At 33.5% G+C, this 25,392-nt stretch carries 19 protein-coding genes; 14 read left to right on the top strand and 5 right to left on the bottom strand.

What is annotated here, in order from left to right; genetic code table 11:
• Positions 1-10 precede the first annotated feature (10 nt).
• Entirely contained in the window at positions 11-1,792 is a 1,782-nt protein-coding gene (locus C6368_RS01210) for a hypothetical protein (protein WP_159038355.1), read from the top strand.
• A gap of 109 nt (positions 1,793-1,901) precedes the next feature.
• Here the strand turns inward: C6368_RS01210 and C6368_RS01205 are convergent, their stop codons facing one another.
• From C6368_RS01205 to C6368_RS01200, 3 genes are all read right to left on the bottom strand, one after another.
• A complete protein-coding gene (locus C6368_RS01205) occupies positions 1,902-4,049 on the bottom strand; it encodes a hypothetical protein (protein WP_107037343.1) in 2,148 nt (715 codons plus the stop codon).
• 197 nt (positions 4,050-4,246) lie between these two features.
• On the bottom strand, positions 4,247-4,450 hold the full coding sequence (locus C6368_RS17180) for a hypothetical protein (RefSeq protein ID WP_159038354.1): 204 nt from the start codon (positions 4,448-4,450) through the stop codon (positions 4,247-4,249).
• 20 nt (positions 4,451-4,470) lie between these two features.
• Positions 4,471-6,726 (bottom strand): TonB-dependent receptor, encoded by a 2,256-nt coding sequence (locus C6368_RS01200; RefSeq protein ID WP_159038353.1) that lies wholly within the window; start codon positions 6,724-6,726, stop codon positions 4,471-4,473.
• Positions 6,727-6,776: 50 nt separating this feature from the next.
• Here C6368_RS01200 and C6368_RS01195 point away from each other — a divergent pair, with 50 nt between their 5' ends.
• The 10 genes from C6368_RS01195 (at position 6,777) to C6368_RS01150 (ending at position 19,754) form a co-directional block, all read left to right on the top strand.
• The gene (locus tag C6368_RS01195; protein ID WP_107037341.1) at positions 6,777-7,193 is read left to right on the top strand and encodes a Fur family transcriptional regulator; all 417 of its coding nucleotides are present in this window, start codon (positions 6,777-6,779) and stop codon (positions 7,191-7,193) included.
• Between the two features lie 195 nt (positions 7,194-7,388).
• A complete protein-coding gene (locus tag C6368_RS01190) occupies positions 7,389-10,220 on the top strand; it encodes an efflux RND transporter permease subunit (protein ID WP_234369060.1) in 2,832 nt (943 codons plus the stop codon).
• A gap of 59 nt (positions 10,221-10,279) precedes the next feature.
• Complete coding sequence (locus C6368_RS01185; RefSeq protein WP_107037340.1) at positions 10,280-11,251, top strand: polyprenyl synthetase family protein; 972 nt, start codon at positions 10,280-10,282, stop codon at positions 11,249-11,251.
• Positions 11,252-11,254: 3 nt separating this feature from the next.
• Positions 11,255-12,424, top strand: coding sequence for a ribonuclease D (locus C6368_RS01180; RefSeq protein WP_107037339.1), 1,170 nt, complete (start codon positions 11,255-11,257; stop codon positions 12,422-12,424).
• A 231-nt stretch (positions 12,425-12,655) separates the two neighbouring features.
• Complete coding sequence (locus C6368_RS01175) at positions 12,656-14,236, top strand: T9SS type A sorting domain-containing protein (RefSeq protein ID WP_107037338.1); 1,581 nt, start codon at positions 12,656-12,658, stop codon at positions 14,234-14,236.
• 39 nt (positions 14,237-14,275) lie between these two features.
• The gene (locus C6368_RS01170; protein ID WP_107037337.1) at positions 14,276-15,850 is read left to right on the top strand and encodes a T9SS type A sorting domain-containing protein; all 1,575 of its coding nucleotides are present in this window, start codon (positions 14,276-14,278) and stop codon (positions 15,848-15,850) included.
• A gap of 65 nt (positions 15,851-15,915) precedes the next feature.
• On the top strand, positions 15,916-17,493 hold the full coding sequence (locus C6368_RS01165) for a T9SS type A sorting domain-containing protein (RefSeq protein WP_107037336.1): 1,578 nt from the start codon (positions 15,916-15,918) through the stop codon (positions 17,491-17,493).
• A gap of 111 nt (positions 17,494-17,604) precedes the next feature.
• A complete protein-coding gene (locus tag C6368_RS01160; RefSeq protein ID WP_107037335.1) occupies positions 17,605-18,237 on the top strand; it encodes a hypothetical protein in 633 nt (210 codons plus the stop codon).
• A gap of 87 nt (positions 18,238-18,324) precedes the next feature.
• Positions 18,325-19,026: a CTP synthase gene (locus C6368_RS01155; protein WP_107037334.1), complete on the top strand. Its 702-nt coding sequence runs from the start codon at positions 18,325-18,327 to the stop codon at positions 19,024-19,026.
• Positions 19,027-19,157: 131 nt separating this feature from the next.
• Positions 19,158-19,754 (top strand): carboxypeptidase-like regulatory domain-containing protein, encoded by a 597-nt coding sequence (locus C6368_RS01150; protein ID WP_159038352.1) that lies wholly within the window; start codon positions 19,158-19,160, stop codon positions 19,752-19,754.
• A 354-nt stretch (positions 19,755-20,108) separates the two neighbouring features.
• Here the strand turns inward: C6368_RS01150 and C6368_RS01145 are convergent, their stop codons facing one another.
• Positions 20,109-20,504 (bottom strand): hypothetical protein, encoded by a 396-nt coding sequence (locus C6368_RS01145; protein ID WP_199851573.1) that lies wholly within the window; start codon positions 20,502-20,504, stop codon positions 20,109-20,111.
• Positions 20,505-20,621: 117 nt separating this feature from the next.
• Positions 20,622-23,507 (bottom strand): aminomethyl-transferring glycine dehydrogenase, encoded by a 2,886-nt coding sequence (gcvP, locus tag C6368_RS01140; protein ID WP_107037332.1) that lies wholly within the window; start codon positions 23,505-23,507, stop codon positions 20,622-20,624.
• A 349-nt stretch (positions 23,508-23,856) separates the two neighbouring features.
• Between gcvP and C6368_RS17605 the strand changes: the two genes are divergently transcribed.
• From C6368_RS17605 to C6368_RS01125, 3 genes are all read left to right on the top strand, one after another.
• Complete coding sequence (locus C6368_RS17605) at positions 23,857-24,063, top strand: type II toxin-antitoxin system HigB family toxin (protein ID WP_394336199.1); 207 nt, start codon at positions 23,857-23,859, stop codon at positions 24,061-24,063.
• 70 nt (positions 24,064-24,133) lie between these two features.
• Complete coding sequence (locus C6368_RS01130) at positions 24,134-24,388, top strand: hypothetical protein (protein WP_234369059.1); 255 nt, start codon at positions 24,134-24,136, stop codon at positions 24,386-24,388.
• Positions 24,389-24,533: 145 nt separating this feature from the next.
• Positions 24,534-25,355: a UbiA prenyltransferase family protein gene (locus tag C6368_RS01125; RefSeq protein WP_107037331.1), complete on the top strand. Its 822-nt coding sequence runs from the start codon at positions 24,534-24,536 to the stop codon at positions 25,353-25,355.
• Positions 25,356-25,392: the final 37 nt, after the last annotated feature.

Genomic DNA, 25,392 nt, shown 5'->3' with positions numbered 1-25,392 from the left:
GGAACGCAAAATGTCCAAATTTTATCCTTTATTCACTTGGGTAATTTTTGGACTTTTGATTTTATACCTTCTTCTGCGGGCTTATTTTTTGGAGCCTTTACATGATGAAGCAGCAACATTCTTTCATTATATTGAGTCTGGCTCTATTTGGGGAGAAAATATGATGTTGGACGCAAATAATCACTTGTTGAATAGTGCTATTTGTCATTTAATATATCTAATTTTCGGGGAACACTTTTTTTTCTTAAGGTTACCAAACGTCTTTGCTTTTGCTTTTTATTTTTGGGGTATTTATCGTTTTATTAAACCTATAGGCTCTTCATTATATAAGTCGTTTATTCTTCTAGGTACTACTTGCATTCCTTTTATTTTAGAATATTTTGCCTACACAAGGGGGTATGGAATATCAATTGGACTATTTGTTTTCTCCTTGCATTATATCCGAAATTTCATCGAATCTAAAAGTATTAAGTCAGCCTATATCAGTTCTCTATTGCTCTGTATTGCTGTTTATGCGAATTTGAATTTTATTCTGACTTTGATTTTGATGGCTTTGTTGTTTGTACTTATTCAATGGATGTATAAGGAGGCATTTAGTAGAAAACAGCATTTTCTTTTATTTCTGAATTACGCTCTGCTTGGTGTTTTAAATTTGCCTAATCTCTATTATGCACATATTCTTAGGGCAAATGGAGCCTTGTATTATGGAAGTTTAGATGGTTTCTGGGAAGTTACAGGTAAAACATTGGCCAAATACACCATTTTCCATGATTTAGTTTGGTTGAAATATGGATCGTTAATTATTATAGCACTGTTGATTTTTTATTTTATTAAACGGTGGATCAAATTGGGTGCTTTCAATTTTTTTAGTGAATCTTCTACTGTTTTGGCTTGGTTTCTTTTTGGAAACTGTATAGCAATTCTTTTGATGGCTAAGGTGTTAGGAGTGAATTATCCAGAGGATAGAGTGGGTATGCACCTCGTAATTCTATTTCTTTTGATGATGGGATTTGTCTTAAATCAGATCAAAAAAATTAGTTGGCTTATGGTTGTAATGTTGTTCTTTCCAATCACAATGATTCCTCGAATAAATTTATCAACTTCTGTTTTCTCGCCAGACGATAGAATTTCAAAATCTTTTTTTAATCAAGTTGTTAAAGAATTAGATCCATATACTACCATTTCTATTTATCCCATTCAGCAATTGACTTGGGCCTATCTTTCTAGGGGGTTAGAGTCAGATAATTTCATGATTTCTCAAAGAGATTTTAATCGCACCTCAGAAATAGTTTTTACTAAATCCACTTTGTTTAGTGATCAAGAATTCTTAGATGATTATAATGTTATCGCCCATAATCCATTGGCTACACATGTTGCCTACAAAAGAAAATCACTTTATTTAAAGAAACTAATTTTCCAAAAATCGGTAAATGTTAGAAATTCTAAAGAAAATTACATTTTGATTTTCAAAAGCATTATTCCTGATTCATTAAGAAATCGAAAGTTGCAATTTCATTTTCATGCTGATATGGAAGCTGACAATACTTATAGGGAATTTGCATCTTTTAATTTTAATATAATTGACAATTCCTCCAATTCTTTGGATTATAGATTTCATAACTTAAGATGGAATAAAGGGACACGAAAATCATTTCCTGTGAATTTTAATTATGCAATTGAGCAACTTGATGCCAATGCAAATGAAATTTCGCTCTACATAAGAAATCGCAAAAATGAAAATTTCAGTATTAAAAATGGCTCATTCGAAATTCTAGAGTTATTGGATATTTAAATGAGGTTAATTTCAATTATTAAAAACAGCTATCAGCTTTAAGCCTCCTTTATTCAGTTATTCTCGCACTGCAAGTTTTAGAGTGCTATCACGAGTTTGAGGTTCCATGCTAAAAATTAATCCTAACTCCAGGTCCAATTAAGAAAAAGAACTTCTCATTATTTAAAAAATAGCCCATTCCAGCATAGAGAGGGAATGAGAATCTTCGTTTTTTTCCTGTAGGATAAACTGAACCTAATACTACAATTCCTAAATCTCTATCTTCAGCATCGGAGTTAAAGTTAAATGCGTTTTTTGCCAAGAAACCAGCACCAATTTTAAAAGGACGAATCTTTTGAATTTCATCTCTTTTATAGAAAGAAAATTGAGCCAACATAGAATGTGAAATACCACTTAATCCAGGGAATCCTGGCTCGCCTACAGTTTTAATAATTAAACCCGCTGGAATAGAAAGGTCCACATCAAAAGCAATGTATTTAGCTTTAATAATTTCCACACGACTTGTATAACCTTGACCGCCGTATAAATTTTTTCGATGTTTTATGATTAATTCGATTTTAGACCAATCACCCATACTGTGGGTTTTGTTAGAAATATAATCGTTAATAGATATAGGCTCGTTCATGCAGCCATTTGCACTTGTATATGCAAAACTTCTTGGTGAATTAGATCCAGGGCAAATCTCAATATCGTCGATAGTTTGTTTCTCAATAAGCTTGTTGTTATTGTCTGTAATCCGGATTTCTATTTCCAAATATTGTTTACCATAAAGCCTAAAAGCATCATCAATATATAAATTGTCAAATTGGATATTAACATCACCAATCGTTTTTTCGTGAAGAATTGGTTGTGAGGCGGTGTTTGCTACTATGGGCGTTCCACCATATTCGACAATAACAAAATCCAACTCTTTAGGTCGTTGGTATTCAATTATATCTAGCATTACTCCCGTTTTTGTATCTCCAAAGTAGATATTGACACTCTTTTTTCGAATGTCGATTGGAACTTTCAATAAGTAACTGGCTACAGATTCATTTCTAATTAAACTGTCGTTGGATACATCAATTAAATCTTCAAATTTAATGTCCGTTCGACTCATTCCTTCTCCTTCTAATCGAATTTCAACTGTTTCACCGGGATAAACTTGTTTAGATTTTACCCAACTTCCTCCTTGACGTAGAATACTTATTTCACTGATTTTAGGCTCGGGAAGGATGTTGATATTGGTGATGAATTTTGGAGCGTCTCCATCTTTTATGAATAAATAGCCCGACGAAATTTTATGATAATTGTATGGCCTGAACATCACAAGAATTTTGTCATTACTCAATCTTCTTACAGTGTACATTTCAGCTATAAGTGGGCCTCCACTTTCATCAGTTGCTTCTAACCTATATGTTTTGTTAATCGCCAGAAGTCTGTGGTTGTCAATCTGAAGTTCAACTCCTTTAGGGTTTTGGGTTTCCCAAATAACTTCACGATTTTCAAATGTTAGGAACTTTAAACGAGAACCTTTTACATTAAAAGTGAATGACTGTCTGTCCAAAAAGTATTGCGGTCTATTGTTTTTCATGTTAGGCCTGTACAATTGAATCAAGAAATCAACATCAATATTTCCAGTTTCTAAAGGGATTATCGTAAACCAAATTTTATCTTTTTCGCGATGAATACGATATTCGTAATTCTCATTTTGTTTCCAAATAGGATCAATTACAATGTTTTCAGGACGATTGGTCACCAGTTCAAAAGTCTTTTCATCTCCAATATACAAATCTCCTTCTCCAGGGTAAATTGTAGCAAAAGTGTTGGAGTATGGAAATATTGGAAGTGCTATTGTTTTGCCTTCTTCTTCCAGTACAATATTTAAAAAATCAGTTTGAGAAAGGTCGTTGAATTGGACTTTGAAATGAAGATATCCATCTACTCGCAAAGTTAGAGAGTCTACAATTTTATATTCACTGGCTGGTTTTAATATCCAAGAATTTGGAATAATATCTTTGTTTTTTGGAAATATTCGAAATTCTACAATTGGATCCACTTCTTGATATTCAAAAGGAATTTGCCATTCGTTTTGCACAAAAATTCTATCCAAAGTGAATTTATAGATATTAGTGTCTATACGTAATTGAACTTCTGAAAAACTTGAGAATAAATTGTATTGTGCATTGACAGTGTTACTATTGAAGCTAAAAGAACTGATCAAAAATACCAGAAGAATAAGTTTTGTAGCAATAACTTTATGAAATCCAAATTGCATTTTAAATTGTTTTTTAATTGCAAAGATAGGGATAAATGAGAATTGAGAATTAACAATTAACAATTGTTAATTTTGCATTTTCTAAATAGGGTTGCCTAAAAGATGAGTTGAATAAGAGAATGAATGAAATTTAGAAGAAAATTATTAATATTTCGCTAATTTTCACTCATTCTCCATTCTCTTTTTCCATCTATAACCTAGTGTTCGTGGCAATGAACTTCGTATTTCACACCATTAATTTCTGTTCCAGAACCTTCTAGCTCTTCTAAATCATCACCACAGTATTCACCTAATTCGATTTCACCATTTGGTCCATCATAATGACACTCTGAACATTTTTTACATGATGTGAAGGATAGTCCTACTGCCACTAATGCGCTTAAAAATAGTCTCTTTTTCATATTTATTTATTATTGTTTGGTTACTGGATTTTATATTTTAATGCTACAAAAGCATTAATTCCTGGTTGTGAAAGACCAAGGTTTTTTAATGAGGATAAATGCCCTCTATAATTGGTGTTTAATAAATTTCGAACTCCAATTGAAATATCTAAACTTTCTTGTTGTCCTATTGATAGATGAGCTGCTAAATTCAATAAGTGATAATCTACAGAAGTAGTTTCATTTAGCCCAACTCTATTTTGAGGAAGATAGTAAGCGTGTTCTAGAATAATATTTTTAATTCTAATTTTATGCTTGTTGTTAATATCAATTCGAATGGAAGTGTTTAAATTGGGTTGAGGTATTAAGCTAATTGGAGAGCCATCTTGTGTTTCTGCGATCGTGGCCGAGAAATTACTATTTATATGTAAACGGTGAATTTTGTGTGGGTGATAATGAATTCCAACTTCTCCACCATACAAATGGGCAAGGTCGGTTTGTCCATATTCAAAAATTGGAAAACTACCTGCAAAATCTTCTGTTTGATTCAAGAATATAAAATTTGAAATGCGATTATAATATGGATTTATAATAATTTCAATATGTTCAAAATGCAATTCCAAAGCAGCGTCAAGTTGGATGGCATGTTCCGATTTTAAATTTTCATCACCTCGTTCATAGCGTAAAGAACCATGATGGAATCCATCAACTTTTAATTCTGCAACATGAGGAGCTCGGTATCCACTCGATGCATTAAATCTGATTGAAGTAAGCTTAGTATTTCTTACAAATCCTGCAGAGTAATTTATACCTTGGAAGGTTTTATTTGTTGCACTTGTGTTGATATTTGTGGTCAAAGTAGAATCTAAATCTTGTGAACTCAGCACAGAAAGTGAACGAATATCATATCTTAAACCTCCTTGGAAACGCCATTTTCCTGTTTCATAATCGGCTAGGGCGTAAATTCCATTGTCGAATGTGTTGGCGTCTGGAATTAATAATGCTGAACTTGGAAAACGATTCTTGTTGATTTTCGCCATTCCTTGAACTCCTGTTTTTAATCCAATTTTCTCTGTCACTTTATAAGTGTAACGAATGTTATAAGTTGTATTGTTTACATTTAAATGTGTAAACGGCAATGTTACTTTTTCATCGTATTCCTGTAGATCACTATTGGTGTTTCCTAATTGAATCAATAAACTTGAGCGATTAAAGAAAATTGTGTTTTCAATTAAAAGGAAGTTGTTAAAATTAAATTGAGCAGGAAGTGTTCCTTCTCGTTTTCTGTCATTCGAAATAAAATCAATGGCTTGTGGATTCTCGTTGTGAGAATGTCCTGGAATACCTAATCTTTTGTAACCAAGCTGATAACGAATATTTAATTGATAATTTTTATTTCGGAAGCCTAAACTTGTTTTGAAATTAGTTCCCCAGAATCTTGAGTTTTTAATGAAATTCCCACCTGGTAGTTGAAAATCGGCATGGTTTTCATAGTTTGCATGAATGTTTGCGCGCCATTTACCTTTATGAATTCTAAACCCTAATTCGTTTGTTGTTCCCATAGAATTAGATTCAAACTTGGTAGAAAAATATGCGTCGCTTTTACCTTTTTGCAAATAAGGCTCATCGATGAAATGAATTACTCCACCCAAAGCATCTGCTCCATAGAGTAGGGAGGAAGGTCCTTTAACGACTTCAACTTTTCCTAAACCTAACTCGGATGCTGCCATTCCATGATCGCTTCCCCATTGCTGATTTTCTATTCGTAAACCGTTGTTATAGGTCACAACGCGCATTCCTGAAAGTCCTCGAATTATAGGTTTGCTAATTCCCATTCCTACAGAACTCGATTGAACTCCGGGAATTAATGACAATGATTCTCCCAAAGTGGTAGCACCTGTTTGGAACAACTCATCTTTTGTAGCCACTTCTACAGAAGTGATGTTCTCTCTTTCAATACGACCTTCCGAAGCTGTAATTTTAACTTCTTCAAAAACGGTGTGTAAAGGAGTCATTTCTATAATTAATGGTCCTCCTTTTGATATATCTACTTCCTTAACAAGTACTTTATAATCAAATGCAGTTGCTTTAATTCTTAAAACAGTTTTTGGAAGGTTATCGAAGGAAAAATCTCCATTTACATCCGTGCTGGTATAGTTGTTTATATCGGGAAAACCTACTTTTGCGAAAGTGATAACTTCCTTAGATTCGGAATTGATAACCTTTCCAGCAACCTCTTGAGAATAGAGTTGAAAAGAGAAAATAAAGTAAAGAAAAATGACTATTTTTGCTTTCATTGAATTTGAATCTGGCACAAATATAATACAAATGCAACAATATTGCATCTATGAATGTTGATATTTTAAAAAAAAAGAATTTACGTGTTACTCCTTTTAGAAAGGAAGTTCTTGATATTTTTATAAGAAATGATCACGCTGTATCGACTCAAGATATTGAAGATGAGTTGAAAGATTTTGATAGAATTACCTTGTACAGAACGATCAAATCCTTTATCAATAATGGGGTTATTCATGAAATCGTAATGCCAGGTGATGTAAAAAAATTAGCGCTATGTGACGTGGTTTGTAATCACGATGAAGGATTACATGAGCACAATCATATTCACTTTCAATGTCGCCAATGCCAGGAAGTTTTTTGTGTGGAAATAGATGAATTACCTAAGATAAAGGTTCCTGGGTTTATTATTGAGAAACAGGAAATTCAAGCCAAAGGAATCTGTGGAAAATGTTCTGCTACGACATAAATTAATTAACAGGACGTTAAATAGTTGCCATTTCCATCCTCTTTTATCATTTTGTTTAACTTTGTATGTTTAATTTTAATTTAGTTTATGTGGTTTAAACTTTCTCAACTGATATTAAGAAATAGGATACTTATCATCTCCTTAATAACAGCTTTAACTATATTTTTTGGCTATTTCGCTTTAACGAGTCTAGAAATGGACAATAAGTATGGAAATATGTTGCCAAAAAAATCTCCTGCTCAGGATGATTATATGCAGTTAAAGAATATGTTTGGAGAAGATGGTGGAGCCTTAGTTTTGGCCATTAAAACAGACAAGCTTTACACAGAGGAAAACTTTTTGATGTGGAAACATCTTGGTGATTCTATTGCTAAGTTGGATGGTATAAAATCCGTTTTGTCTGAAGCTGATCTTTTCACAATTAAAAACAATACTTCTGAAGGTAAATTTCAGGCTGAACCTATTTTTTCAGATGAAACTTTTAAAAGTAAATCGATAGAAGAAATTCGCAAAGAAATTAGGCAAGTTCCTTTATATAATGGAGTTTTATATAACGACTCTACAAACGTTTCATTAATGATGATATCCATCGATGAGGCATACTTAAGTGATCAGAATAAGTCTGGAGTTGTGCTTGATGCTGAGGCGATTGCTTTAGGGTATGAACATGTTTTTGGAAAAATGCATTTTGCTGGTTTACCACATATTCGGGTGGTTATGGGGAAACGTGTAGTGAGCGAAATGTATATTTTTATTGGATTAGCTATTGCTGTAACATCTCTACTTCTTTATATTTTCTTTAGATCATTTAGGGTTGTAGGATTTAGTATTTTGGTTGTATTTATTGCCGTAATTTGGTCTTTAGGTAGTATTGGATTAATGGGCTTTAAACTTTCTATTTTAATGGCATTAATTCCGCCATTAATGATTGTAATTGGAATTCCTAATTGTATTTTTCTGCTCACAAAATTCCATCGAGAAGTTAAAGATCATGGAAATAAAACAAAAGCACTCTCAAGGGTTATTTCTAAAGTTGGAAATGCAACATTCCTAACGAATCTTACAACAGCATTAGGATTCTCAACTTTTGCATTTACCAATTCTGAAAAATTAGTCGAATTTGGTGTTACCGCTTCGCTCAACATAATGTTTGTCTTTGTAATCTCAATCACAATCATTCCGATATTATTTTCTTTGACCAAAATTCCAAAATCTAGACACTTAAAACATTTAGAAAAGAATTTTGCTAAAAACATTGTAAATAAACTAGTTTACATCACAACTACACACAGAAAACGTATTTACTTAGTGACTGTTATAGTTGTTGGTGTAGCAATTTTTGGAGCTACAAAAATGGAAGCTACTGGAAATCTAACCAGTGATTTGCCAGATTCAGATCCGATCTTACAAGATATTTTATTTATTCAGGATAATTTTAATGGTGCTATCCCTTTTGAAATACTCATTGACTATAAAAAAGATGGTAGAAAATTCGATAAGAAAACACTTGAGAAGGTAGAAGCTATTCAGGCTAACTTAAACGAGGACACTATTTTTAGTAAAACTATTTCTATTGTTAACTTTATGAAATTAATCAATATGTCATATTATGGAAATAATCCAGATATGTACAAATTGATTGAACGAAAAGACATGTTGCGTTTGAAAGGTTATGTTGATGGATTCCAAGAAGACATGGCGAAAACCCAATTGGTTTATGAATACCAAGATTCTTTGCGTGCTAAGAAAACCTTCTACAGTGATTCTTTAATGCTGAATTATCCTAAAATAGCCAAGCAGGTAATGAATTACGAAGCGGACACTTCCTCTGCAGACTCTATTCCTCCAGCGCAATATCCTTCTCAAAACGAAATAAAGGACTTTATTAATAATACGGATAGGTCAGCAGAAGTTTTAGAGGCTTCAATGAAGATTTATCCTCAAACTGCGGTTGGACTATCGCTTAAGGAGCTAATTGATACCGCAAACACAACTTACCGTTTAAGGATGCAGGTAATAGATTTAGGATCATATGAAATTGATACGAAAATCAAAAGTGTTTCAGCAATGTTGGATACTATTTTAAATCCTTATGGCGATCAAGTGGATGCTTACCTAGAAAAATTTGAAGCAGGAGAAACTTCTTATGCCGATTCAATTTTTGATCTTTCTAATTCATTCCGAAACAATACAGCTGCTAATATTGCAGATGGTAACGATTCTTTATTGTTCCAATTTGATTTAGATCCTACTTTGTTGGCTACTTATTATGATAAAAATGAATTTAAAGTAGCATTAGAAAAAGCAATTGACGACGAAGAATTAAGCTATTTAATTACAGGAACTTCTGTTGTAGCTGCCGAAGGAACTCAATACTTGATTAAAAACTTGATGACAAGTTTAATTATCGCCATTTTCATTATTGCAATTTTGATGGCATTCTTGTTCCGTTCTTGGAGAATGGTTGTGATTTCACTAGTTCCTAACTTTATTCCATTGTTGGTAACTGCAGGAATCATGGGATTATTCGCTATTCCAATTAAACCTTCAACCTTGCTTGTATTTAGTATTGCGTTTGGTATTTCTGTTGATGATACGATTCACTTCTTGGCCAAATACCGACAAGAACTTAAGGTGAGAAGTTACGATCAAAGAGCTTGTGTAATTAATGCACTTTACGAAACGGGTTTAAGTATGTTCTATACTTCAATTGTATTGTTCTTTGGGTTCTCAATGTTTGCTTTCTCTCAATTTGGTGGAACAAAAGCATTAGGTTTACTTGTCTCTTTAACAATGTTGGTAGCAATGTTAACTAATTTAACGGTACTTCCTTCATTATTATTGAGCTTGGAAAATAGAATTGCTACGAAGGCATTCCGTGAACCTTTCATTAATATATACGATGAAGAAATTGATATCGAATTGTCAGAATTAGAAATTGATCCTAGAACACGTATTGATTACGATCCTAACAATCCTCATGGAGATGAAGAAGATACAGATGAAAGTGAAGATTTAAAAAGTTAGTTCACAATAAACACTTTTCAATTTCATAAGAATTTCAAAAACTACAAATAGAATTTTCAATGCCGCATATTCAAGAGTATCAACAGTTGTTAGAAAAGCGAATCCAGAAATTGGAATTGCCTAAGGAGCCAAAGAATTTATATGATCCACTTCGATATTTCCTAACATTAGGAGGGAAAAGAACTAGACCTTGTTTAACAATGCTGGGTTGTCATTTATTTGGAGCACCTGGAATAAAAGCTGTAAATGCAGCCTTGGCGGTTGAATTGTTTCATAATTTCACATTAATTCATGATGATATTATGGACGATGCACCTTTGAGAAGAGGGAAAACAACCGTTCATGAAAAATGGGATAGGGATATCGCGATTCTTTCAGGAGATGTTTTATTTGTAGAAGCTTATTCACTTTTAGCAAAACACGATACAGTTGTTTTGCCAAAATTATTGAATGTATTCACACGCACTGCAAGAGAAGTTTGCGAAGGGCAACAAATGGACATGGATTATGAATCTATGGACAATATTAAGATTGATGACTATATCGAAATGATTCGTTTGAAAACATCTGTTCTTTTAGGAGCTGCCTTAGAAATGGGAGCATTAATTGGAGGAGCAGAAGACGAAAAAGATATTAGAAGTATATATAATTTTGGTGTTAACGTGGGTTTAGCATTCCAAATGCACGACGATATTCTTGACCTTTATGCTGATCCTGAGAAATTCGGGAAACAAGTAGGAGGAGATATTCTTTCGAATAAAAAAACTTATCTTTTGCTGAAAGCCTATGAAATGGCAGACGATAATACAAAATCCAAATTGGATGACATGTTGATGAATCAAAACGGTCAAGAGAAAGTAGACAATGCAAAAACTATTTTCGAGCAATTAGGTGTGCGACAAAAAGCAGAAGAGCAAAAAGAGATATTTTATCAAAAAGCAATTTTAAATATGAAGGAAATTAATGTTCCTGAAGAAAATAAAAGAGAGCTTTTAGATTTAGCCAAATACCTAATGTCACGAGATCACTAATTCATGAAATCAACAATTCAATACATAGACAATACTTCTGATTTTACGGAAGTAGTAAAAACTTTATCAACCAAAAGTGAAATTTGTATTGATTTAGAATTTGATAAAAACCATTATCGTTATGGGTTCAATCTCTGTTTGATGCAGGTTTTTGACGGAGAAGTCTGTTACTTAATTGACCCATTGAAAGGATTAGATATCGAGCTGATTTTCCCAATTATAGAAAACCCTGAAATTCAAATAGTATGTTTTGCCTTTAATGAAGATATGCGATTGTTGCATCATTTAGGAGCTCGACCAAATAATATCGTTGACTTAGGAGTTGCTATGCGTTTATTGAATTATGAAACACTTTCGTTAAACAATTCTTTATTGTCTGTTTTAGGAGAAGATTACCCTATCGATACCAAATCTAGTCAACAAAAAAGCAACTGGTTTCAACGTCCATTAACAGAACAACAACATATTTATGCAGCGGAGGATGTTTTCCATTTGCCTGCTTTAAAAGAAGAATTAATTCAGAAATTAGAAGAGGAAAACAGAAGCGATTGGTTTGTTGAAGAAATGGAGGCTTTTGAAAAGTATGACTGGTCGGGAGGTGATAAGGTAGCCTATTTGACAAAGAAGGATCAAAAATTACTTTCTTTGAGAGAGTGGATTCGTTTTGAAAAAATCATGGATTACCGAGAAGAATTAGGAGCGTTTTTAAGCAGACCAACTTACAAGGTAATGGACAAGAAAATCGCTTTGACTTTAGCTTCTTCACCAGAAAAGGTGAAAGATTGGGCAAACATGAAAGGCTTACACCCGAAATTGAAGACACCAAAGTTTCAAAGTGATGTGGAAGCTCTACTTGAAGAAGCGGAAATGGAGATTCAGGAGAATAAAATCACGATGGGTCAATCGAGTATTCCTCCAATGTCAAATGAGCAAAGGCTTACCATGAACAAGCGTAGAAATCGTATCGAAAGTGTAAAGGAAAATTTCTTTAAACCCATTAAAGAAGAAATCAAGGAAGAATTGGGAGAAAACTACAGTAATTATTTCCTTTCCAATAGAAAAATGGTGGAATATGTGGGTAGAGAACAAGTTTTACTGCCTTATCAAAAAGAGATCATTTTAAATACGGCGAAGAAGTTGAATTTGGAGTTGCCACAGTTTATGGTGGATTAGGAGTTTAGAATTTTTACCAAACCATGATCCTATTGTAGAACGAACTATTGGCACAGGTTTCAAACCGTGTTAATAGTAGAATAGCGGAAGTCTTCTATTTTGGCGCGTATTTTTGAATAAAAATCGTGACGAAATATTATTATTTAGAGGTTTATAAATTCTGAATATTTTTCTTGCATAGATTGCTTATCTTGCTTAGATTCGTACAAGAATCCTTTTCAAAAAAACGCTATGAAAAAAATACTACTCAGTTTTACTTTACTTTTTACTTTTATCACAACAAGTCAAACACTCCAAATTTCTGATCAATATGTTTTTGGAGGGAGTGCTAATGATAGTCCTCGTGATGCTCTTGTTATAAATAATCAGACTATTGTTGGTGGAGTATCATCATCAGGTATTTCAGGAGATAAAACCACATCAAATTTTGGAGATTTGGATTTATGGATAATCTCAGTTGATAATACAAATTCCATAGTTTGGCAAAAAAGTTTTGGAGGAACAGGTTTGGATGATTTAGTGAAAATTATTGAAACTTCGGATGGCAATATTTTAATTGGAGGTTCTAGTGGTTCAGGGGTTAATGGAAATAAAACTTCGCCCAATAAAGGAATGTCTGATTTTTGGTTGATTAAAATGGATAATCAAGGAAATGAACTATGGCAAAAATCTTACGGAGGTGAAGATGATGAGTTTTTGGGAGATATGGTTGAACTTAACGATGGCTCAGTTTTATTAGTTGGAGGGTCTACCTCTCCGATATCTGGCGATAAAACCGAAAGTTCATTTGGTGAATCTGATGCTTGGATCGTGAAAATTGATGCCCAAGGGAATTTACTTTGGGATAAAACGATAGGAGGGAATGCAGGAGATGCCTTAGTATCTATAGCTCTAGATGACAATGATAATATTTATTTTTCAGGATCTTCTGAATCGTCTATATCTGGCGTTAAAACAGAGGATAGTTTTGGAGGATATGATTATTGGGTGTTAAAGCTTGATCAAAATGGAAATATTCTTTGGGACAAAACTTTAGGAGGAAGTGGAGCAGAATTCAGCCATTATTTGATTTATTCTGATAATAGACTTTTTGTTATAGGGCATTCAACTTCTGATGTTTCAGGGACCAAGACTGAAACGTCGAGGGGCGCTATAGACATATGGATTGCTAAATTGAATCAAAACGGAGAAGTTTTGATGGATAAAACTATTGGAGGAAATTACTTTGACAAAGTTACTGGACCAATAATCACTGAATCAGGAGAACTCGTTATGGTTGGAACTTCAGATAGTGATATCTCAGTAGAAGTCACAATAGCCTCTCATAATAACTCAGCAGATTTTTGGATTTTGGTGAATGACACCAGTGACTTGTCAATAAAAAATCAATATAAAATTGGAAGTGATTTAGGTGATTTTTCGCCTGGGATTTTAGAAATTGAAAATAATTCTTTATTACTTTATGGTAGTACTGAGGCAAATATTTCAGGTGATAAAACCGTACCTAGTAATGGGGGTTTAGATTACTGGATTCTTGAACTTTCAACCAATCTTAGCACCTCGAACTTCCAAAATGAAGAATCGCTTTCAATCTATCCAAATCCAACATCAAACAAGTTTGTAATTTCAAATTTGCCATCAGGAGAAAGTTATGAATTGAATATTTTGGACATGACGGGAAGAACTGTGTTACTATCTAAAGTAAGTTCATCAAATAATTCTGTAGATGTGAATTCGTTAAGTCCAGGAATGTACACTTTGCACATGTATGACGGAATTACTAAATACACTTCCAAATTGATTGTGGAGTAATTCATAAAACATCATTAAATTTTTTTCAAACTTTCAAATATGAAACTATCACTATTATTATCTACGTTTTTTTTCATCATATTTTCAAACAGTCAAACACTTCAAATTACTGATCAGTATGTTTTTGGGGGAGATTTTGGTGATTTCGCTCGAGATGGAGTTAGACTTAATAATAAATCATTAATTGGAGGAGATTCAAATTCAGAAATATCTGGCGATAAAACTACAATAAAATATGGAAGTTATGATGTTTGGATAGTTGCTTTGGATGTAAATAATTCCATAGAATGGCAAAAGAGTTTTGGTGGGAGTTCAGTTGATTTTGTTTCTAAACTTTTAACAACATCTGACGGGAATTTATTAATCGGTGTCGATTCTGAATCTGATATTAGTGGTAATAAAACAGTAACTAGTCGTGGAGGTGTAGATTTTTGGGTAATTAAAGTGGATGAACAAGGAAATGAACTTTGGCAAAAAACCTACGGAGGCTCAGGAGATGATTATTTAAGCGATATCGTAGAATTGTCTGATGGTTCCTTCATATTGGCTGGTAGTTCTGACTCACCAATATCTGGAGACAAAACCGAAGCTTCATTAGGCCAATCCGATTTTTGGATAGTTAAGATTGACCACAATGGCAATGTTTTATGGGATAAAACTTTTGGCGGCAGCGCAATTGATGGAGCAAATTCAATTGTTCTGGATGATAATATTATAGTTGGAGGAACTTCAAACTCTCCGATTTCAGGAAATAAGTCAGAAGGTATTTATGGAGGTTTGGACATTTGGATACTAAAGCTTGATAGCAGTGGTGCTTTAGTATGGGATAAAACACTTGGGGGTGATCAATATGAAAGTTTAAGTGATTTAATACTATTAAATAATCGAATTTTTGCTTTTGGAAACTCTTCCTCTAGTATTTCAGGTTCTAAAACAGAGGAATCTAGAGGGTTTGACGATTATTATATCACCATGCTAGATTATAGCGGTTCCATTTTAATGGATAAAACTTATGGAGGTAATGATTTAGACCAATTAACAGATGTTAAATTAATGGCTTCGGGTGATTTAGTTTTGGCAGGAATCTCAGATAGTGATGTTTCAGGAGATGTTTCAATTCCATCCTACAGTAATTCTTTAGACTATTGGATTTTAATTTTAAATCCGAATGATTTAAGCTTAAAAAGTCAATTTAAATTTGGAGGGGGTCAACAAGAGTATACACCTACTATTATGGAGGCTGAAAACAATTCATTGTTACTTTTTGGAGCTTCTGATTCAGATATTTCAGGTGATAAGACTATTGCAAGTAAAGGACTTTCAGATTTTTGGATTCTAGAACTTTCAACAGATTTAAGCACTTTAAACGTCCTAAAAGAAGAATCACTTTCAATCTATCCAAATCCAACTTCAAACACTTTCAAAATATCAAATTTACCAGCAGGAGAAAAGCTAGAAATTAGTGTTGTTGATATGATGGGTAAAACGGTTATTAATTTTACAGTTAGTGAAACAAATAATAGTGTAGATGTTAATTCGCTATGTCCTGGAATGTACACTTTACAGATGTATGATGGTGGAAAAAAATATACTTCGAAGTTAGTTGTGGAGTAAAGTTCTTTCATTCAGGCTTTCTGAACTCAGGACTTTTTATTATAATCAAATGAACATTAAACGCTATGAAAAAAATATTACTCAGTTTTACTTTACTTTTTACTTTTATCTCAACAAGCCAGACTCTTCAAATTGCTGATCAATATGTTTTTGGTGGGAGTGCTGGAGATATTCCAAGGGCTATGCTAAAAGCAGATGATCATTTAATTTTAGGTGGACATTCTTTTTCAGATATTTCCGGAGATAAATTAACCGCAAATAATGGTTTTGTTGATTTATGGTTAATTTCTTTGGATGATAATAAAGACGTAGAGTGGCAAGTTGGTTATGGAGGTAGCATGGTTGAAACGCTGAATAAAATTATTCATACCTCAGATAACCATCTTATGGTTTTAGCTACTTCAGACTCCGGAAATGATGGAAATAAAACCACGACAAATAAAGGGGGGAATGATATTTGGCTCATAAAATTAGATTTGCAAGGAAATGAAATTTGGCAAAAAAGTTATGGTGGTTCCGGAGGAGACTATGCTATAAATTTATTAGAAAAATCTGACGGGTCTTTCTTAATAATTGGTTCTTCAAACTCTCCTATTTCAGGTGATAAAACAGAGCCAACAATTGGTAGTGTTGATTATTGGATTGTTAATATCGATGCTAATGGAAATGTTCTGTGGGATAAAGTTATTGGAGGTTCTGGAGGGGATCATACGCAAGATGCAGCTATTGATACATCTGGAAATGTCGTTATTCTTGGGTATTCTAGTTCACCAATATCACAAGATAAAACAGAAGTTAACTTTGGAGTGTCTGACAACTGGTTGGTTAAGCTAGATGGTGACGGAAATGTTTTGTGGGATAGAACTTTAGGTGGAGATAATGCGGATTTGCCTAAAAAGTTGATTGTTTCAGAAAATCGAATTTTTGTTTTATCGAGTTCATTTTCTAATGACTCAGGAACAAAAACAGAACCTTCAAGAGGAGGGCGTGACTATTGGATAACAAAATTGGATGAAGGTGGTAATGTTATATTGGATAAAACTTATGGTGGAAATAATGATGACGAAATCAATGATGGTTTAATTTCATCTTTTGGAGACTTGATTGTTACTGGCTCTACAAATAGTGATGTTTCTGGGGAGGTTGAATTGTCAACCTATAATAACTCTAAGGATATTTGGACACTCGTTTTAGATACCAGTGATTTGTCTTTGAAATATCAGTTTATGTTTGGAGGTGATGATTCTGAAGGATTCCCTAATATTTTAGAGAATAATAATTCATTCAATATTCTTATTCAATCAAACTCTGATATTGGAGGAGATAAAACTATAGCAAGTAGAGGAGGTGATGATTATTGGTTGTTAGATATTTCATCAGACCTCAGCACATTTAACTTCCAAAAACAAGAATCACTTTCAATCTATCCAAATCCAACATCAAACACATTTAAAATTTCAAATTTACCAGCAGGAGAAAAGCTTGAAATTAGTGTTGTTGATATGACGGGAAGAACAGTTCTTAACTCTACAGTTAGTGAGACTAATAATAGTGTAGATGTTAATTCGCTAAGTCCGGGAATGTATACTTTGCAAATGTATGATGCTGGAAAAAAATATACTTCGAAGTTAGTTGTGGAGTAAGAATTCTTGTGGATTTATAAATTCGATTTTTAGAAGAAAATATTTTCTCATATTTTAGGCAACCTTTTACCCTTACTTTACGTATATTAGCCCTAGAAACTATATAGAATTATGAAATACATTAAATCATTAACGATAATATTAGGTGTAGCTGCTTTAAGTTCTTGCATTAAACATGAAGTTATACCAAAGCCTTCTTATGAAGCAACTTTACCGGTATCTTTTGAAGGTGATGTTGAGGGAGCTAGATTGGAGATCATCAAAGACTTTGAAGGGTATTCACTTCAAGCAACTCAAGCAAAAGAGATTTTACCTTCACCACAACCTTCGTCAATTACATATTATTCTACTTTAAAAAGTGGAAGCGTACAAGATATGGTTGAAATTAGATTAGGAAAGTTGTTGTTTAGCGGTGGTCAAGGTCAAACACCAACTGTTGATGAATTTAATGAGTTCTTTACAGATGATATCACCATGCCAATTCAGTATAAAACTGATGCTGATGACGGAGTAGAAATTGTTTATCGTGATAGTCAAGGAATAGTTTACACCAGTTCTGAAACGGCTGTTGACCCTCAAGATTTTGAAATCACAGATTTAGTGAGTGATCAAGATGAAAATGGTGAATACATGAAATTCGTTGCGAGGTTTAACTTGTCCTTATATTCTAATGTGGATCCTCTGTTAGCAGATACAGTTCAGATGGAAAATGCAGTGTTTGTAGGTTATTTCAAAAGACAATAAAAATTATAAAATTATACAAAATGGTCATTCTTAGTCGGAATGACCATTTTTTTTTATATCTTTTCGCAGCAATCCTTGTTTTGTACTATGTCTGAAGCTTTAAAAATTGTAATAATAGGAGATTTTAACTTCACTTTCAATGCCCATCATGCCACCAACATGGCGATTGAACATTCAGCGGCATTACTAGACATCGAAGTGAATTACTATTGGATGCGAACGCACGAAGCCGCAACCTTGAAACCAGCTAAATTCAGCAAATTCAATGGCGTTATCATCGCACCTGGTCCTTATGATAATGCGTTTTTTCTCAATGGAATTATAAAGTCAATTCTAGCTTCACAAGTAGCTCTTTTAATTACTGGAGAATCTTTTAAAACATTTTTAGAAGTCATTGTTAAGATGTATAATCTCAATGAAAATCACGAAAAAGTTATTTCTAAAAACCTGGCTGTGGAAGATGTTTTTGAAAAAGTTGAAGTTCATCCTTCATCACAATCTTTAATTTCACTTTATAATGAAAAGAAACGCATTGAATTAACCAACGCAAGGTTCTCTGTTTATCCGCATATATTAGAAATTTTGAAATCTGAAGTCTTGGATGTTGAAGCTGTGAACCAATTTGAAGACCCAGAAATCGTTAGTTTAAAATCTAGACCATTTTGTGTAGCTTCGATGAGCTTACCGCAAGTATGTAGTACTAAAGAAGATCCTCATCCTTTGATTAGTGGATTTTTGAACTTTGCGAGTAGTTGGGAAGCTGGAAATGAAATGAAGAAGCAGGGCTGATACTAAAAGAAAGTAATCCGAACTCGGAATTATACTGCTGATAAATGGTATTTTACTAAAAAAATCAACAACTTAGCATCTATTCAATTTTGTCCAATTATAAAATGGACATCATAGCGTTAATTTTGTACATGATAAGATATTTTATATTCATATTATCGATTTCCACCTTTAATTTATACTCGCAAAATAGCGTTGAGTTTACGATACTGAATGAAGAACAGAAGGCTATTCCTTTTGCTAATGTATATTGCACTAGTACGAAGACAGGAGGGTATTCTGATTTGAATGGTAAGTTGACTATAAAAGATTTAAATAAAAAGGACACTTTACGCATTAAATCTTCTGGGTATGAAGAAAAATTAATAGTAGTATCTGAAATTTCAGATACTATTATTTTAAATATTAAAACAATCGACTTTGAGGAATTCACCATAAAAAGTGAGTATGAAAGAAACACTTATGGGGTAACGAGAAAAACTTTTTTTAAATCTAGATCACGAGGGGGATATATTGGATATAGAGAAGGTATAGTAATGGATATTGTTGAAGATTCTCGATTAGAAAATGTAGAACTCTATATTGAAAATAAAGAGGATTCCTCCCGAACGAAATTTTCATTAATGATATATTCTGTTACTGATTTAACAGACATTCCAAAAGAATCATTATTAATGGAAAAAGTTTTTTTGACGATTCTATTGAAGGCTGGTCTAAAATTAATCTAGATTCTTTAGGCATTTTTATAAAAGGAAAAGTATTTATTGGTGTTGAAACTGTTCCTAATTTTGACTTTGAAGATGCTCCAAGCTATTTTTCTTTTACTGAAAAACCACATGCTCAATATAAATCAATAAGCTATTTTTTGAATGATAAATCATTGTTATGGGTTCATGGTTATGTTGGGAAAGATTATACGATAGGATTTGATTCTAATAAATCTGGATCAAATAGTAACTTCCCAATGATCAAAGCTACTTTCAAACAGTGAATGCCTATTTTCCTACTTTTTTGACATGTCTCTCCCTTAATCTGTCAACCTGAAAAAAGCACAGAAATGAGGAATTTCTTTAACTTACTCGCTACTCTTCCTCATCATAATATCTCAAAACCTCTGGAATCTCGATATTGTCAATACTTTCATTGTTTTCCGCTTGGAAATAGGTGAGAATTGCTTCTTTCATTAAGTGTTGCTGCTGTGGTTGGTCGAGTGGCGGTAATTCTTTTAAAAATTCAAAATGCGGCCAATTGTCTTCATCTCTTCCAATGGTTTTATAGTAACCGTAAGGTTCTAAAACAGTGCAAACGGCAACATGCATAAGTTCTGTTTTTTGTCTCTTATTGAAATTCTGATAACCTTTCCCCAATTCTTGAACACCAATAAGAAATAGAATAGATTGAACATCTAATCCACCACCAAATCTTTCATCAAGCTCGGCTAGTAATTTCTTAAATTTAATTTCTATTGCGTAGTCCATTTTGTTATTTAAAAAAGTGAAGAAGGAATCTTTCATCCTTCTTCACATTAAAATATTTATTTCAATTCTTTGATAAGCAAACTAATTGTTATATTAGAGTTTTCTTGCAAAGAATAATTAGGCTAAAGCTTCCTCTTCCTCGATATTGTAAGATTCAATTGAAGGGCAAGAACAGATTAAATTTCTATCTCCGAAAGCATCATCTACACGACGTACAGAAACCCAAAACTTGTTACGCACTAGATAGTCTAATGGGTATGCTGCTTCTTTAGGTGTGTAATCATATTTCCAATCTTGGTTGATGATACACTCAGCTGTATGCGGTGCATTTTTCAATAAGTTTGATTCTTGATCTGCATGTCCGTCTTCAATAAATTGAATTTCTTTACGAATGTTGATCATTGCTTCACAGAAACGGTCTAACTCAGCTTTGTCTTCAGACTCAGTTGGCTCAATCATTAATGTTCCAGCAACTGGGAAAGAAACAGTAGGAGAGTGGAATCCATAATCGATTAATCTTTTTGCGATATCCGCTACTTCAACACCAGCAGTTCTTTTGAAAGCTCTACAATCCAAAATCATTTCATGACCAACAGTGTTGTTCTCTCCAGAATATAAAATTGGGTAGTGCTTGCTTAATCTTGCTTTGATGTAGTTTGCATTAACAATCGCCATTTCTGTAGAATGTTTTAATCCTTTTGTTCCTAACATCTTAATGTAAGCATAAGAAACCAATAAAATCAATGCACTTCCGTAAGGTGCTCCTGAAATAGAACGAATTGCATTCTTTCCACCAACTCCATCAATAAGTTCACTTCCTGGAATGAAAGGTGCTAAGTGTTCTGCTACACCAATAGGTCCCATTCCTGGTCCGCCACCTCCGTGAGGAATAGCAAATGTTTTGTGTAAGTTTAGGTGACAAACGTCTGCTCCAATATTCCCTGGATTTGTTAATCCAACTTGTGCATTCATGTTCGCACCATCCATATAAACTTGACCACCGTGATCGTGAATGATTTGTGTAATTTCTCTAATTCCTGCTTCGAATACTCCATGTGTAGAAGGGTATGTTACCATAACACAACCTAATTTATCAGAATATTTTTCAGCGTTTCTTCTTAAATCTTCGATGTCGATATTTCCTTGGTCATCACATTTCGTTACCACCACTTTAAATCCAGCCATTACTGCTGAAGCCGGGTTTGTTCCGTGTGCTGAAGATGGAATTAAACAAATATCTCTTTGTTCATCTCCATTTGATTCATGATATGCTTTAATCACCATCAATCCTGCATATTCTCCTTGCGCGCCTGAGTTAGGTTGCATAGACATTGCATAGAAACCAGTAATTTCACATAAATCTTTCTCTAATTCTTTGATCATTTCGTGGTAACCAATTGCTTGATTTACCGGTGCGAAAGGATGAAGATTTGAGAATTCTGGCCAAGTAATTGGCATTAATTGCGCTGCTGCGTTCAATTTCATTGTACATGAACCCAAAGCAATCATGGAATGAACCAAAGAAAGATCTTTGTTTTCCAACCACTTCATGTAGCGCATCATTTTTGTTTCAGAATGATAAGTGTTAAACACTTCGTGCGTTAAAATTTCTGTTTTACGGGCCAATTCTTGATTTACTAAAGAAGAAATAAACTTCACTTCGATAGCTTTTGCATTGATTGCTTTTTCAAGCATTGCCACTAATTCTTTTACCTCAGCATCATTTGTTCTTTCTCCAACGCTAATTGAAAATTGATTTTCATTGATGTAACGTAAATTAATGCGGTGATCTTCTGCAACATCTTTCAATTCTTCGCAAGTTAAACCTTCTGGAGTTTCAACCCATAAAGTATCGAAATAATCATCGTGAAGTACTTTAAAACCTACTTTTTCAATAGACTTGTGGATTGTTGCAGTTTGGTTATGAATGTTTTGTGCGATATATTTTATGCCTTCAGGGCCATGATATACTGCATACATTCCTGCCATTACAGCCAATAATGCTTGAGCTGTACAAATATTTGAAGTAGCTTTGGCTCTTTTGATGTGTTGTTCACGTGTTTGAAGCGCCATTCTTAATGCAGTATTTCCATCTGCATCTTTCGATACTCCGATAATTCTACCTGGAATGTGTCTTTTGTATTCTTCACGTGTTGCAAAATATGCTGCGTGAGGTCCACCGTATCCCATTGGAACACCAAAACGTTGTGTAGAACCACAAACAACATCAACTCCCATTTTACCAGGAGCCTCTAACAATACCAATGACATGATGTCCGCTGCAACTGCAACTTTTACGTCATTTTTTGATAGTTTTTCAACGAATCCTCTAAGGTCTTTAACACGACCATATACATCTGGATATTGAACTAACGCACCAAAAATCTTATCATCAGTTAAATCGAAATTTGTAGGGTCACCAAAAACTAATTCGATTCCTAAATGGTTAGCTCTTCCTTTAATTACGTCTATGGTTTGTGGATAAGCGAATTCAGAAACAAAGAATTTGTTTTTTTCTGCTTTTACATCAGATCGTGATCTTGCATTGAAGAACATAATCATAGCCTCTGCTGCTGCAGTTGACTCGTCTAATAAAGAAGCGTTTGCCAATTCTAAACCAGTCAAATCAACGATCATTGTTTGAAAATTCAACAATGCCTCTAATCTTCCTTGCGAAATTTCAGCTTGGTATGGAGTGTAAGCAGTGTACCATCCTGGATTTTCCAATACATTTCTTTGGATAACTGGAGGCACGTTAGTTTCACTGTAACCCAATCCTATGTAAGATTTGAATACTCTGTTTTTCACAGCTAGTTCACCAATGTGATCTAAATACTGCTTTTCCGTTAGGGCAGTATCAATTCTTAATTCATTTTGTAGTCGAATGTCTTTAGGAACAGTTAGCTCCATCAATTCATCAATTGAACCTACTCCGATCTCAGCTAACATTGCTGATTTCTCGTCCTCAGAAGGACCTATGTGACGTTTAGAAAATGCGCTCATTTATTACAGTTTTTTTGAGACTGCAAATATAAGATATATAGTTCTGAGAATAGAATATTTTAGGTTAATATGATGTATGTAATTTGTTTTCTATTTGACCAGTTGATTTTGCTCGTTAGTTGGGCAAGCCTGCAATGTTAAATTCAAGCGAACTGTAAGCAATACAAATAGTTGTTGAATTCTTAATTCGGATGAAAAGAATGATCGCGACAGTTTTTTGCACTCAACATTTTTTATTAATTTAAATATAGTTTTTTTAATTATCACCTAAAAAAAGTTTCCCTTGGTGAAACAAATGTTGTACCTATAACCTAAATATATGAGAGTTCATCTGATTTAGAAGCAATCCATTGAAGAATATGTCAATAACAATACGCAAAGTAAAGTACCTTTTGAAAAATGGTTGTTTACCCTTGAAATGGCAGATTGGAACTTTCCGATTGATATGTTTTTCACTTTTAATACCGCAGATATTTTAGGTAAAAGTTCACAAAGAGTGATCTTCAATATTGGAGGAAATAAGTATCGTGTTATTTGTAAGTATAATTTTGGTTGAACCAAAGCTCATTTATTTGTAAAGTGGATGGGAACACACTACATTTCTTGAATTAAATCCAATTGAACTCTTGAAATATTTGATGGAGGACCACGATTTAAAAGCCAATGACTTAGTAAACATTATAGATTTATCAAAAGGAATAGCTTCTAAAATCCTTAATTATCAGAAGGGTTTAGCAAAAGAGGTAATTCGTAAACTTTCAATCTTTTTCAAACTTACACAAGAAGCATTTAATCGTCCTTATGAGTTGGCAAATGAAGTTAATCGTAATTTTACCCTTGCAAGATTGAAAGGTAAGCAGAAAACCATTGAAAAAGTGTAGTTTTAACTATAAAAATCTTTGTAAATCAACGGCGGTAGATTCACGCGATGCACTTTCTTTTATTCGGTTGAAAAGCTTTCCAATAAGTTCATATTTTACTGTATTTATCAAATTTAGCATGAATTTTCCCGTAATTTTGCGATTCATGATGCGATTTCTCCAATATCTAATATACAGTAACATTCTCGTAAGCCTTTCAGCCGGTTTACTAGCCTATTCTTGTGCGATTAAACTAGGAAGTCCACACTATATTGGAATTGGCTTCACCGTTTTCTTCGCCACTCTTTTTATCTACAACATTCAACGCATTCTTCGCTTAGGAGAAATAAAAGTAAAATCTTCAGATCGTCATCATTGGTTGGAAAATCATACTTTTTTAATCAAAATTCTCGCTGGAATTGGAATTATCGGCTCAGTAACAATCTATTTCGCAGTTTTAGGTTGGAATATTGATTTTTGGTTTCTTGCTTTTAGTGCCATTATCGGAGTGCTTTATGCCATGAAAATTCATCCGAAATCTATGGCTCTGCGCGATGTTCCTTATGCTAAGATTTATTTGATTGCAGCTCAATGGGCGCTTGTTTCAGTGTATTGGCCATATATGAGAATTGCAGATTCAACGGATTTCCCAATTGGTTTGGGATTGTCAATTTTCTTCTTCATTCTAGCTGCAACCGTTCCTTTTGATATCCGTGATTTGGTGTATGACAGAAAACAAAAGTCTACAATTCCTCAAATATTTGGTGTGAAAGGAGCGAAGTTTATGGCTGTTATTTTTGCTGTACTTAGTGCTTTAAGTTTATATCTTTTCTTCCCAATTGTTAGCCATTTATGGTTGTTTTATCTCTGCTATTTGGGTTTGGGAATTCTAATCGTTGGGAGCCGAACCGACAGACACGAAATGTATTATTCCGGAATTATTGACGGTTGGATAATTGTTTATGCCTTGGTTATTTATTTTATATGAAAAGGGGGAATAGCCTGAATGTAGCATATAACTTTGC

Source organism: Brumimicrobium mesophilum (assembly GCF_003025005.1).
GTDB lineage: Bacteria > Bacteroidota > Bacteroidia > Flavobacteriales_D > Crocinitomicaceae > Brumimicrobium > Brumimicrobium mesophilum.
This window is presented reverse-complemented; position numbering and strand designations above follow the sequence as displayed.